The organism is Sphingomonas sabuli (assembly GCF_014352855.1).
Taxonomy (GTDB): domain Bacteria; phylum Pseudomonadota; class Alphaproteobacteria; order Sphingomonadales; family Sphingomonadaceae; genus Sphingomicrobium; species Sphingomicrobium sabuli.
The window spans coordinates 1,418,463-1,431,858 of sequence record NZ_CP060697.1 but is presented as its reverse complement, the minus strand read 5'-3'; the positions used below and the strand labels follow the sequence as shown (position 1 = coordinate 1,431,858).

Here is a 13,396-nt window from a genome sequence, read left to right as displayed (position 1 = left end):
CCTCTCGAGGGTCCAGCCAATCGACCGGCGGCTCCGCTCCAAGGCGGTGGCCGCCGGTTGTCGGTTCAGGCGGGCGCGAAGTTGACGAATATGTTCGCGGTCAAGCGGCCAATGCGCGGATCGTCGCTGAGGGCGGAGGCCTGAGAGATCTGGCCCGAGTGAAGCAGTCGGCTGCGATAGATCACCAGCCGATCGAACGCGGCCTCGACCGCGCCGATCTGCTCGTAATCTCGTGAAGTCCGGGTGACGTAGGCCGATGGCGGCGGAGCGGCCGCGATCTCCGCGTCGCGCGCGGCTTCGAAAGACCTTAGACGATCTGGCGTAATCGCCTCGAATCCGGTTGACCGGTGGCGATAGAAAGCGGTGCCGCCATGTTCGGGCGCGCACAGATAATGCAGCACCGCGAATTGCATCGGGCTTGCGGTATCGAAATGCGGCACGCGTTGCTGCACGTGCAGCGCGGTCGGCGGCAGCACGACCATCGACAGGTTGCATTCGGCCCGCACCAGCTTCGCATCGCTCAGCCCGAAGGCGCGGTTGATTGACGGGGCGAGCGCGCGAACGACCTTGTTGACGTAATTCAACGGAGCTGGCGCCCGCACGCCGGGATAGCCGCCGTTGGCGCCCCAAGCAGGCGCAAACGTCACCTCGGTCGCGGCATAATCGACCAGGCTTTGCGGGTCGGCGAGCACGCCCTCTACGGTCAACACCGGCTCACCTTCCCGGCCAACCCGGTCGAGCCGCATGTCGAAGCTGCGGCGAAGCGCGAAGTCGTAGCGGCTGTCGTCCATGACCTAGTTCCCAGGCGCGTACGGAAAGCGTAGCGACTTGTAATGCTCAAGGGCATGCTCGGGCGGCGCGTGCCCCGGCGGCAGCGGCAGACCGTTGATGCTCTGAAAATAAGCGATCGACGCGTCGCGCCACCACTTCGCCTCCTGCTCCTGGATCTTCAGGAAAGCCGTCACTTCGCGATACCGTTCGGCGTCGATCCGGCCATTGAGTGACGCCCAGTCGCGCCGCATTTCGCGCACGGCGGAGACACCGTCATCGTAGCGTTTGACCATGTCTGCCCATAAAGTGCGTCCTGACCGCAAGCGCTTCGTCCACGGGACGTGGTGAAACCACAACAAATAGCGGTCTGGGACGCACTCCAGGCTCGACCAGCAGTGTTGGACGGCGCCGGCATATTGGCTGACGGCGTTGCTGCCGCCGGCCGTTCGATCGAACCCGATCCCGTCCCTTGTCGCGCGGTGATAATAGGTCGGGTTCCAGTCGCGCCGTTCGAGGTCGTCGACCCACGGGCCGGGCCCGTAGTGATGACCAGTCGCCATCAGATGCGTCAGGCCCAGCGGGGTCATGTAATCGACCACTGCGTCCCGCGAGCGCAACATCATCGGAACGACCGTTTCGGTAACCTGCCGGTCGTTGCCCCAGGTCATGCGCGACCATTCCTGCGCGATGTCGCTGGACCGGAGCGTCGGGTTCCAGGCCAACCGACCGAAGGCATACCAATTGGCCTGATCGAAGTGCGAACCGGTCCAGTTGCGGTCGGTGCCGATGTTGGCCACGCCAGCCAGCGCGGAAATCTCCCCGGCAACCCTGGCGCGTGGCGTCGCAGTGCGGCTGTCCAGTACCTCTTCCCACAAGGCACCGAGGAAGGCGAGGTGGGTGGCGAAGCCCAGATATTCCTTGGTGATCTGCACTTCCATGCCAACGCGCGTCGCGGGCATCTGCCCGAACAACGGATGGAATGGTTCGCGGGGCTGGAAATCGATGGGACCGTTCTTGACTTGAAGAATGACGTTGCTGCGGAATTTGCCGTCGAGCGGTTTGAACTCGTCGTAAGCCGAACGCGCGCGGTCTACCTCTTCAGGCGAGTAGATGAAGGCGCGCCACATCACCGTTCCACCATGCGGGGCAAGGGCATCGGCGATCATGTTGGCGCCGTCGGCGTGGCTCCGCCCGTAATCCTGCGGACCGGGCTGACCTTCCGAATTGGCCTTGATCAGGAAGCCGCCGAAGTCGGGTATCAGCCGGTAGATAGAGTCGGCCTTCGATCGCCACCACCGTTGCACCTGAGGATCGAGCGGATCGGCCGTTTTCAAGCCGCCGATGGCGATCGGTGCCGTAAAGCGCGCGCTGAGATAGGTGCGCACGCCCCACGGGCGAAGCACGCCGGCGATCGCGGCCACTTTTTCGAGATAAGGCGGCGTCAGGATTTCGGCCGAGGCGTTGACGTTGTTGAGCACCGCGCCGTTGATGCCGACCGATGCGTTGGCGCGAGCATAATCCGTGTAGCGCGGGTCGACCCAGCCGGGCAGCTTGTGCCAGTCCCATAACGACTGGCCGGCGTAACCGCGCTCTACCGTGCGATCGAGATTGTCCCAGTGATTAAGCAGCCGGAGCGCGTAACGCGGCGCTTCCACCACGTTCAATGATTCGAGAGGCTGGCCGGTCTGGATGCGCCGAAGCAGGGCGAAGATCCCGCGCAGCACGCCGACGTCGCTGTTCCCGGCGACGACGATAACGTCGCGTCCTTTCCAAGCGATGCGGCGAAGCACGAACCCTTCCGGGCCAGCCGCATTGAGCGGCAATCCAAGCGACTTGAGGGCAGGCAATGCCGCGGGCGTGCCGACGATAAGATCTGCGTTCCCCAACGAAGCGACAGCGATTGGCGCCGCGCCGACCATGGCGCCAACACCGCGTTGCAATTCCTCCCTCGCGGCCTGCATCGAACCGCTGTCGCCGGCGAAGAATGCTGACCTCAGGAGTAGCCGGTAAGACGCTCGCTCGGCTGGCGGCAACGGGTCGTATCGCAACCACAGGTCATAGCCGTCACTCCGCTGCGCCGCCGCAGGCGCGGCCGAATGCGCCAGCGCCACGGCTGCAACCGCGCGCATGGTTGCGCTCGCTGCTCGCATTGTGCGACCTCCTCTCCTCTGTTAGCGCTACCACGTTGATGTCGAAGATTGGAGGCTGCTATTTCCAACGGCTTGGCAATTAGTCGCCGGACGATGTTGGCGGGAAGCGTCGCGGCGACCGCCGCCTCCGCAGCACGGGCACTTCCCCTTTCGCCGCCTTCCCTCGATGCGATGGCCCATTACAGCGGACGGCGCTTCGGATCGGCGGTCAACTGGGGTAAGCCCGGCGAGGATCGGGGCAGCTTCGCCAACCCGGCCTACGCGCGCATCCTTGAACGTGAATGTTCGGTGCTCGTCCCGGAGAATGAGCTGAAATGGCAATGGGTCAGGCCGAGCCGCGACAGGTTCGAGTTTGCCCAGTTCGACGCCATTGCCGAATATGCGATGGCCAACGGCTTTTCGCTGCGCGGGCACACGCTCTTCTGGCTGCCGCAGAAATGGTACCCGGACTGGCTCGCCAAGATCGACTTGGGATCGCGGCCCGCGTCGGCGGCCGAGGCGCTCCTTGCCGATCATGTGCGGACAGTGTGCCGCCGCTACGGTGCCGCAATCTATTCCTACGATGCGGTCAACGAGGCGATCGAGCCGGAGACCGGACAAATCCGCGACACGGTGTTGACCCGCGCGCTCGGCGGCGAAGCGCTGCTCGATCTCATGTTCCACACCGCGCGGGCCGAAGCGCCGCATGCCCAGCTAGTCTACAACGATTATATGAGCTGGGAACGGACTGCGGAGGATCCGGTGCACATGCGCGGTGTGCTGCGCCTGCTCGAAGGATTTCGCAAGCGCGGAACGCCGGTCGACGCGCTGGGCGTGCAATCGCACATCCGCCTGCTGAAGAAAGAGCCCGTCGCTGCCATTGTGCGCGAATCCGAAGGTCCGTGGCGCGCGTTCCTCGACGAAGTGGTCGCCATGGGATTCGACCTGGTGATTACCGAATTCGACGTCAACGACCAGCAGGCGCCCGACGACATCGCCGTGCGCGATCAGATGGTGGCTGACTATGCCAAAGCCTATCTCGAGGTGATGCTCGACTATCCGCAGCTTCGCGACATTCTCGCCTGGGGCATGGTCGACCGGTACAGCTGGCTAACCGGCTTCGACCCCCGCCGCGACCGCTCGATCAAGCGCGGCACCCCGTATGACGAAGCATTTCGCCCCAAGCCGCTTCGCACATCGCTTGGCGCGGCCTTCGCCAACGCGAAGAAGGGTAGTAGTTAGACAAGGGCAGGCAGCGCATCATTCTCTCCGGCATATCGGCGGAAGCGAAGTGTGCCCCGGCATCGCCTGACCGACTGAAAACTATAGATGGGCCGCCGAGATTGGCGGTTACAGTACGAAGTCGCCCACCACGAAGGCGTGGGCTCCATCCACGCGGATCACGAAATCGGCGGTGCCATCGCCGTCGACATCGCCGCTGATGTACGTATTCCCGCTAACGACCTGATAGCGCAATTGTCCGGCGGCGCCGGTGAAGGCGCCGGTGCCGATGAACGCGAAGGCGTCGTTCGACGCTGCCCCGTTCGTCGCGTTGGCGTCGATTGCATTGAGCCGGATCTGGTCGCCTTCCGACCGGCTGAAATCCACGATGCGATCGCTCGTGCCGGCCGTCGCGCCCGCGTCGCCGCTATTGAAGACGAAGCTGTCGGCGCCGGCCCCGCCGGTAAATTGGTCGCGCCCAGCGCCGCCATCCAGGAAGTCGTCGCCGGTGCCGCCGTCCAGCAAGTCGGCCCCGTCGTTGCCGTAAAGCAAGTCCGTGCCGCCATTGCCGGTCAGGATGTCGTCTCCGCTCCCGCCAGCGAGAATATTCGACTGGCCGTTCCCTGAAATACGGTTGGCAAGGCTGTTGCCGACCCCATTGATGTACCCTCCGCCCGTAAGCTGAAGGTTCTCGACGTGATCGCCCAGTTCGTGGGACAGCGACGACCGTACGGTATCGATCCCGTCTCCGGCGCCGGTTTCGATCACCCGGTCGCCGCCATTGTCGATGTAATAGATGTCGTCGCCCGCGCCGCCGCGCATGATGTCCGCTCCGGCACTGCCGTTAAGCAGGTTGTCGCCCGAATTCCCGGTCAGCTCGTTGTTCAAACGGTTGCCGATGGCGTCGACCGATGCCGTTCCCGCCAGCTGCAGGTTCTCGATGTCTGCAAGGTTAGGCTGTGCAAGCAGCGAATAGCTGATCGTCGACCGGACCTCGTCGATCCCGCTTCCGGCGCTGCCGGTACGGGTCAGGTCGTCGACCTGATCCCCGACGTTGTCGACGAAAAAGACATCGTTGCCATGACCGCCGTGCACGGCGTCCGCACCCGCGCCCCCGTTCAGATAATCGTTGCCGTCGTCGCCATACAGATAGTCGGCCGTGCTGCCCCCATACAGCGAATTGTCGAGAGTATTGCCGAATATGATCAGCGGCGCCCCGCTCTGGTTGCGCGCGCTCTCAACGAGCTCCGCGACCGTGTAGGTCACGCTTTCCGGGGTATAGCGAATGAGGATCGTGTCGAACCCGCCGGTTTCCGTTAATTCAAGGGCGATGTCCCCGTCCGAACCAACGATGAACGTGTCGTCGCCGGAGCCGCCGAGCATCTGGTCATCGCCGGCGCCGCCGTCCAGGATGTCGTCGCCGGCTTGTCCCCTCAAAACATCATTGCCGTCGTAACCCAGCAAATAATCGTTGAAGCCGCTCCCGTAGACCGAGTCGTCGCCGGTCATAATAAGACCTTCAAGCAGGTCCGCGATATTGTCGGAAAGGACGTAAGAAGCGAACAGATACGCAGAGACAGAAAATGAGAACATCGAAAAGACGCCAGCACCATTAGACTGGTAGTTATTCCATGCGATGATTGTTCCGTCGACCGGCATGTTATTGTCGACTTGACCGAGATTATTTCCGAAAAAGAAATTTCTGTTGCCGTCCTGGCTGTACACTCGATATTCGTCCGCGGCCGATTGAGCCAGGATGCCGCCCGCGATCTGCTCGTTCCAGTACGTCCCGCTATTGGCGAAATCGCGCATGTCGAAGGCGAGGTAGAAGTTGATGTTCATTCGATCGGCCCCTTACACAGCGTCAGCCAGCAGTTGTTCTCGTCGGGTTACGCGTTGTCGGCACTGGCCGAACGTCGGCGATAACAGGTCATAAAACGAAATCGCCAGCGACGAGCGCGTGCATTCCGTCGAGGCGAATCATGAAATCCGCGATGCCGTCACCGTCCACGTCACCAGTAATGTAGGTGTTTCCGCCCGCCTGTTGGTAGCGCAACTGGCCAGCAACGCCGGTGAATCCGCCGGTGCCGATGAAGGTGAACGCATCGTTCGACGCCGCGCCGTTGGCGGAATTGGCGTCGATCGAATTCAGGCGGATCTGGTCGCCTTCCGCTCGGGCGAAATCCAGGATGCGGTCGCACGTCCCGGTGCTCAGGCCGGCAAAATCGCCGGCGTTGAAAACGAAACTGTCGGCACCCGCTCCGCCCGTGATCAGGTCGCGCCCGGCGCCGCCGTCAAGGAAATCGTCGCCACTTCCCCCGTCGATCTGGTCGATGCCCGCGGCGCCGTAGAGCAGGTCGGTGCCGCCATTGCCGGTCAGCACGTCGTCGCCTTCCAGACCGGACAGGATGTTCGCCTGGTTATTGCCGGAGATGCGGTTGGCCAGGCCGTTGCCCGTTCCGACGCTGACGGCGCTGCCGGTCAGCTGCAGATTCTCGACATGGTCGCCTAGTTCGAAGGAGGTTGACGACCGGACGGTATCCGTCCCGCCCGCCGCGCTGCTTTCGATCACCCGGTCGCCGCCGTTGTCGACATAATAGATGTCGTTGCCCGAATTGCCGCGCATGATGTCCGCGCCGGCGCTGCCGTTTAGGATGTTGTCGCCGGAATTGCCGGTCAGTTCGTTGTTCAGGCGGTTGCCGGTGGCGTCGACCGAAGCGGTGCCGATCAGCCGCAGGTTCTCGATGTCGGCCAGACCGTCGCTGGACAACAGCGAGAAGGCAATGCTGGAACGCACTTCATCCGTCCCGCTTCCAACGTCGCCGGACAGCATCTTGTCGTCGACGATATCGCCGGCATCGTCGACGAAAAACACATCGTCACCCGCACCGCCGTGCAGGACGTCCGGACCAGATCCGCCGGACAGCACGTCATTGCCCTCTTCTCCGAACAGGATGTCCGACCCACTGTTGGACCCGAACAGCGAATTGGACAGCTCGTTGCCGAGCATTGCGATGCCGACACCGCTATTGTTGCGAAGGATTTCGAAATGGTCCGGCGTCCTGATGAAACCGCCAGGGGGAACCACGGTCAGGATTAACGTGTCGATGCCCTGGTCGGCATATTCGACGACATCGTCCTCGACTGAGTCCACGAAGTAGGTGTCGTCCCCGAAACCGCCGTACATCAGGTCGTCGCCCGTGCCGCCATCAAGGATATCGTTGCCTTCGGCGCTTTGCAGCATGTCGTTGCCACCGTAGCCGAGCAGGACGTCGTTGCCGTACCCGGACAGGACAGAATCATCGCCCGTCATGATGTAGTCGGCGAACAGCGTATCGAGATTGTCGTTCAAGATCAGGGACGAAAAGGTTGCCGCGGAAACCGAGAATTCCGTGATTTCCCACCCCGGAATAAAGACTCCGGGTTCACCACCGTAAACTTCATGCTCCCAGGACGTTATCGTTCCAGCGGTCGGCATGTTCTGGGACGTCGCCCCCAGGCCGGAGCCCCAGAAATATTCCCTGGACACATCACCGGCCGTCTCCACCGTGAAAACGGAAGAGTTCGCTCCGACGAGCGTCCCGCCCGTGATCAGGTCGTTCCAAGTCGTCCCGGTGTTTGCAAAACCGCGCATGTCGATTGGCGCAGCACATACGATCAAAGCCATCAGACGACCCCTCTCCCCAAGTCAGCCGAACCTTTGTGCAAGGCGGCAGACAAGCCCCGTGCGCGCTAAAATAGCGGCTGGACGCTCTGGTGAAAAGCAGAGTTATCACAGCACTTTGAGGATCGGCGGTGGAGGCAGTCCAAGACCAACTCTTCTCTGCCTGCGAGATTGGTGGAGTACGCCGCTGGCGCCTCAGTTGGTTGGGGAACGCACAAACTCGCGAGCGAAGGCGGAGGACAAGGGCGAGCGCCGTTTTTCATTCAAGCGAAGTGAGGCCTAAACTTGCTTGAAACGGACCTTCGGCCCACTTCCGATGTCTCTCCAGCGGCCCTGGCGAACGACGCTCACCTCCAACAACACGGTGAGGTCTGAGCTGGAGAACACCGAAAAGCAGGAACGCTGCGCGACTAAGCCCAGTCCGACCTCAAAGGCAAAAAAACCGCATGTCTCCTTTCGGAGCTCATCCTCCGATTGCGGATCGTCCGCTTCCGGCCAAGTCGGGCCGTCGTAATTGCATGGTCGGCGCGCTACGAGGTGCCATGGAAGATGATAGAATACATTCGGCGCTTGCCGAAGCGCTGACGGCGCGCGGCTTCGAGGGTCTAACGGCGGTTCAATCGGCGGTGCTTGCCGAGGAAGCGCAACGACGCGACCTTGTGGTCTCCGCCAAAACTGGATCCGGGAAGACCGTCGCCTTTGGCTTGGCGATGGCTGACGAGCTCCTTCAGGGGGATCGGCTGACTTTCACCCGCGAGCCGCTCGCGCTCGTGATCGCGCCTACGCGTGAGTTGGCGATGCAGGTGAGCCGAGAGCTTGAGTGGCTTTATGCCCATGCGGGCGGGCGTGTCATATCCTGCGTGGGTGGCATGGACCCGATGAAGGAGCGCCGCTCGCTGGCTGCAGGGGTTCATATCGTCGTCGGGACACCCGGGCGACTGCGGGATCATCTGGAACGGGGGGCGCTCGAGCTGTCCTCGCTTCGCGTCGCAGTGCTCGATGAGGCGGACGAGATGCTCGACATGGGCTTTCGGGAAGAGCTGGAAGAGATCCTCGACGCGACGCCGCAGGGCCGGCGCACGTTGCTGTTCTCCGCCACCATGCCGCGGCCGATAGTGGCGCTGGCCAAGCGCTATCAGCAGGACGCGCTGCGGATCGAAACGCTGGGCGACAAGGAGGGTCACCACGACATCGCCTACCAGGCGGTCGCAGTGTCGCCGACCGACACCGAACATGCGGTGGTCAACCTGTTGCGCTTCCACGAGGCGGAGACGGCTATTCTGTTCTGCGCGACGCGCGACGCGGTGCGGCGCCTGCACGCCAGCCTCACCGAGCGCGGCTTCGACGCGGTCGCGTTGTCCGGCGAGCATAGTCAGAGCGAGCGCAATCATGCGCTTCAGGCCCTTCGCGACCGGCGGGCGCGGGTGTGTGTCGCCACGGATGTCGCCGCACGCGGCATCGACCTTCCCTCAGTGTCGCTCGTGATTCATGTCGAGCTGCCGCGCGATGCGGAAGCGCTGCAGCACCGATCGGGGCGGACCGGCCGCGCGGGCCGCAAAGGAACGGCGATCCTGATCGTGCCATACCAGCGGCGGAAGCGGGTCGAAGGAATGCTCCGCGGAGCCCGCATCAACGTCGAGTGGACCGGCGTGCCGACCGCCGCCGAGATCCGCGAGCGGGACCGGGCGCGGCTGCTCGCCGCCCGGTCCGAACCGGCCGAGTTGGAGGAGGAAGACCAGGAGCTTGCGCGCCAACTGATGGCCAAGCTGTCGCCCGAAGCCATCGCTAGCGCGCTTGTGAAGACGCTGCGCAACGACATGCCGGCTCCCGAAGACATCTTGTCGGCTGCGGCGCGGACTCAAGCGAAGGGCGCCGACGGTCATCGCCCCGGGTTCGAAGGCGCCAACTGGTTCCGGATCAACGCCGGCCGCAGCCATAATGCCGATCCGCGGTGGCTGCTGCCGCTGATCTGCCGGTACGGACACGTCGGACGCGGCGACATCGGCGCGATCCGGATCGCTGCGAATGACAGCTATTTCCAGGTGACTCAGCGAGCCACGCCTGGCTTCATCAAGGCGCTAAAGCGCTCCACGCTTGCGCCCGAAGACGAAGGGATGATCATTGAGCCGGCGCCGCCGCGCGATGCATCGCAGCCGCGTCCGGCCTCCACCTACCGTCCCGAGCGGGCCCACGAGAAGCCGCGCTCGAGGAAGAAACCAAGGAAACCAAAATCCGCCTAGGCGGCAGCCTGATCGAGCTGTTCGCTGACCTCCAGCCAGCGCGCCTCGGCGGCTTCCAAATCCGCGGCGACCTTGGCGCGTCGGCGGCTCAGCTCGCTCATCGGCAACGAGGCGAGCTCCGGTCGCGCGCACGATGGGTCAAACATGGCCCGGTCGATCGCTGAACATTCCAATGTCAGCCGCGCGCTCGCGGCTTCTGCTTCAGCCACGGCCTTCTTGAGCGCTCGCGCATCTTCGCGCGCCTTGGCGGCTGCCTTGCGGTCCTGCTTGGCGGCCTTCGGCTTGGCGTTGGCGGACGGCTGGTTCCGGCCAAGCACGAGGTCGATATAATCGTCAATGCTGCCGGTAAATTCATTCGCGGCGCCGTTGTCGACCAAGACCAGCCGGTCGGCGGTGAGCTCGATCATGTGGCGGTCGTGGCTGACGATGATGACCGCACCATTAAAGCCGTTGAGCGCCTGGACCAACGCTTCGCGGGCGTCGACGTCGAGGTGGTTGGTTGGTTCGTCGAGAATCAGCAGGTGCGGCGCATCGCGGGTGATCAGCGCCAGCGCCAACCTTGCCCGCTCTCCACCTGAGAGCTTGGCGACCACCGTGGTGGCCTTGTCGCCTGAAAAACCGAAGCGGCCGAGCTGGGCACGGACGGCCGCTGGCGTTGCAGAATCCATGGCGCGCGTCATGTGCTGCAACGGCGTGTCGCTGCCGTGCAGTTCTTCGACCTGGTACTGGGTGAAGTATCCGACACGCATCTTACCCGAAGCGCTGATGCTGCCTTCCATCGGCTTCAGCTGGGCCGCCAGAAGGCGCGCTAGCGTCGTCTTGCCGTTGCCGTTGCGGCCGAGCAGCGCGATGCGATCGTCGGGATCGATCCGGAGATTCAGCTTCCGCAGGATCGGCACGTCGTCATAACCGACCGCGGCCATGTCGAGCGTGATCAGCGGCGGTCTAAGCTCGGTGGGGCTGGGAAAGTCGAAGCTGAGGCTGGGATCGTCGACGAGCGCCGCGATGGGCTGCATCTTCGCGAGCATCTTGGCGCGCGACTGCGCCTGCTTCGCTGTCGACGCTCGGGCGCTGTTGCGGGCGATATAATCCTGAAGTCGGGCGCGCTGGGCATTCTGCGCGGCCGAAGCGGCGGCAGCCTGGGCGGCGCGTTCAGCCCGCTGCCGCTCGAAGCTGTCGTAGCCGCCGCTGTAGAGCGTGATTTTACCGCGCTCGAGATGAGCGATCGTATCTACGACGTTGTTGAGGAGGTCGCGCTCGTGACTGGTGACGAGGAGTGTGCCGGGATAGCTCTTGAGGAAACTCTCCAGCCACAATGTCGCCTCGAGGTCGAGATGGTTCGACGGCTCGTCGAGCAGTAGCAAGTCGGGTTCGGAGAACAGCAGCGCGGCAAGTGCGACGCGCATCTTCCACCCGCCCGAATAGCTGTCGAGCGGGCGAGCCTGCATCTCCTCGTCGAAGCCGAGGCCGAGCAGGATCCGCGCGGCGCGCGCTGGGGCGGTGTAGGCGTCGATAGCCAGCAGCCGCTCGTGAATGTCGCTGATGCGGTCGGCATCGTCGCAATGCTCGACCTCTTCCATTAGCTGCGCGCGTTCGACGTCCGCCGCGAGCACCGTTTCGAACGGCGTCGCGGTGCCGGCCGGAGCTTCCTGCGCTATATAGCCCACGCGCGTCCGGCGCGGCAGGTCGATAACGCCTTCGTCTGTCTCGATTTGCCCGATGATCACCTTCATCAGCGTCGACTTGCCCGCGCCATTGCGGCCGATCAGCCCGACGCGGCTTCCCGGCGCGATCGCGGCACTCGTGCGCTCAAGTATTGTCCGTCCGCCAAGGCGAACCGTAATCCCGTTGATAGTCAGCATGACGTCGCGCTTAGCAGCCAATAGTCAGTCGCCCAAGCTTCGCATCTCTGCGGTCCTTCTCGAAGAGAGCAAAGATATGCCGCGCGTGGGCCCCCGCCTCTGAATCCGCTTGGGAGTTGCGGAAAGCTGCTGGTGGATTGCCGGCCAGATGCCGACGACAACTTCAAGCTCGTCGGCGAGGCACCGGTACGGCTGCTAAGGGTCGGAAGCGGACGCTTTCTTCAGCGTCTAGTCGGACCTTCTCGTGGGACCACCTGAAGCCGGGCCGTCGTGCACGAACCCCTCCTTCCCCTCAAACTCGTCGATTGGGCATTCCCGCAGAGGAGAGACAAGTCTGTGGACTGCGTGGCGGAGCGGGAGGGATTCGAACCCTCGATACGGTTTTGCCGTATACTCACTTTCCAGGCGAGCGCCTTCGACCACTCGGCCACCGCTCCGCATTCGCTGGAAGGCGGCCGTTTAGGCGGCGCGGGCGGTGCGGGCAAGCTTGCCGCGCTCGGCTGTCTCCCACTATGCGCTGGCGATGCGCCAATTTGGCAAACCGCCCTCCGCGGCCGACATCGAAGCGATTGCCCGGGCCGCGCTCGAGCAACTGCCCGAGCCGTTCGCGCAAAGCCTTGGCGACGTTGTCCTGCTGGTCCAGGATTTCGCCGACGAGGACACGCTTGCAGCGATGGGCATCGAGGATCCGTTCGGGCTCACCGGCCTCTACGAAGGCGTGCCGCTGACCGAACAGAGCGTCGAACAGTCGGGCACCCTGCCCGAACGCATCTTCCTCTACCGGATGCCGATCATCGACGAATGGGCGGGTGGCGAAGACACGCTTGAGCACCTCGTCGCGCACGTCCTGATCCACGAGGTCGGCCATCATTTCGGTCTGTCGGACGACGACATTCACGCGCTCGAGGACTCGGCCGAGTGACGGCGTTGCTGCGGTTCGACGGCGTCACCTGCGTGCGCGGCGGTCGGACCCTGTTCGAACAGCTCGACCTCGACGTCCGGGCCGGCGAGACGCTGCGGCTGAGCGGTCCGAACGGCTGCGGCAAGTCGTCCCTCCTCCGGCTTGCCGCGGGACTGCTGCGGCCCGCGGCCGGGACGGTCGAGGCGGCGCCGGCCGCTCTGGCCGACGATGCGCTCGCGCTCGACCGCGAACTTCCGCTGGTCGCCGCGCTCATGTTCTGGAACGGGCCCGACGGCCGGTCGATGGAAATGCTGCTCGACACGCTCAACCTCGGCGGGCTGATAGGGGTCCCTGTGCGCCTGTTGTCGACCGGCCAGAAAAAGCGCGCGGCGCTGGCCCGGATTGCCGCCACCAACGCGCCGCTGTGGCTGCTGGACGAGCCGGTCAATGGCCTCGACGGCGAAGGCTTCCGCGACCTCGCGGAGCTGATCGACGCGCACACCGCGACCGGCGGTGCGGTGGTCGCCGCATCGCATGTCGAATTGCCGGGCGACTGGCGTGAACTGGAGCTTGGCCGGTGATCGGGCGGCTGGTCCGGCGGGAATTAC

Annotated in this window: 9 protein-coding genes and 1 tRNA gene; 4 read left to right on the top strand and 6 right to left on the bottom strand. The window is 63.9% G+C overall.

Annotated elements, in window-relative coordinates; all coding sequences use genetic code 11:
• Positions 1-65: 65 nt before the first annotated feature.
• Together H8M03_RS07255 and H8M03_RS07250 are read right to left on the bottom strand one after the other, a co-directional pair.
• Positions 66-791 (bottom strand): DUF6445 family protein, encoded by a 726-nt coding sequence (locus H8M03_RS07255; protein WP_187478812.1) that lies wholly within the window; start codon positions 789-791, stop codon positions 66-68.
• A 3-nt stretch (positions 792-794) separates the two neighbouring features.
• On the bottom strand, positions 795-2,900 hold the full coding sequence (locus H8M03_RS07250; protein ID WP_222931861.1) for an alpha-glucuronidase family glycosyl hydrolase: 2,106 nt from the start codon (positions 2,898-2,900) through the stop codon (positions 795-797).
• Positions 2,901-3,092: 192 nt separating this feature from the next.
• On the opposite strand from H8M03_RS07250, the gene H8M03_RS07245 reads away from it, so the two are divergent.
• On the top strand, positions 3,093-4,142 hold the full coding sequence (locus tag H8M03_RS07245; protein WP_246448784.1) for an endo-1,4-beta-xylanase: 1,050 nt from the start codon (positions 3,093-3,095) through the stop codon (positions 4,140-4,142).
• A gap of 108 nt (positions 4,143-4,250) precedes the next feature.
• On the opposite strand, the gene H8M03_RS07240 is transcribed toward H8M03_RS07245, so the two are convergent.
• Both H8M03_RS07240 and H8M03_RS07235 read right to left on the bottom strand, forming a co-directional pair.
• Positions 4,251-5,963: a calcium-binding protein gene (locus tag H8M03_RS07240; RefSeq protein ID WP_187478809.1), complete on the bottom strand. Its 1,713-nt coding sequence runs from the start codon at positions 5,961-5,963 to the stop codon at positions 4,251-4,253.
• A gap of 88 nt (positions 5,964-6,051) precedes the next feature.
• Entirely contained in the window at positions 6,052-7,755 is a 1,704-nt protein-coding gene (locus H8M03_RS07235; protein ID WP_187478808.1) for a calcium-binding protein, read from the bottom strand.
• Between the two features lie 572 nt (positions 7,756-8,327).
• Between H8M03_RS07235 and H8M03_RS07230 the strand changes: the two genes are divergently transcribed.
• Positions 8,328-10,025: a DEAD/DEAH box helicase gene (locus tag H8M03_RS07230; protein ID WP_187478807.1), complete on the top strand. Its 1,698-nt coding sequence runs from the start codon at positions 8,328-8,330 to the stop codon at positions 10,023-10,025.
• Here H8M03_RS07230 and H8M03_RS07225 read toward each other — a convergent pair.
• Positions 10,022-11,887, bottom strand: a complete 1,866-nt coding sequence (locus H8M03_RS07225; RefSeq protein ID WP_187478806.1) for an ABC-F family ATP-binding cassette domain-containing protein — start codon at positions 11,885-11,887, stop codon at positions 10,022-10,024. The genes H8M03_RS07230 and H8M03_RS07225 overlap by 4 nt on opposite strands.
• A gap of 346 nt (positions 11,888-12,233) precedes the next feature.
• Positions 12,234-12,324, bottom strand: a tRNA-Ser gene (locus tag H8M03_RS07220).
• 86 nt (positions 12,325-12,410) lie between these two features.
• Here H8M03_RS07220 and H8M03_RS07215 point away from each other — a divergent pair.
• Entirely contained in the window at positions 12,411-12,809 is a 399-nt protein-coding gene (locus tag H8M03_RS07215; protein ID WP_187478805.1) for a metallopeptidase family protein, read from the top strand.
• Positions 12,806-13,369 (top strand): heme ABC exporter ATP-binding protein CcmA, encoded by a 564-nt coding sequence (ccmA, locus tag H8M03_RS07210; protein WP_187478804.1) that lies wholly within the window; start codon positions 12,806-12,808, stop codon positions 13,367-13,369. The genes H8M03_RS07215 and ccmA overlap by 4 nt, the downstream gene beginning before the upstream one ends.
• Positions 13,370-13,396: the final 27 nt, after the last annotated feature.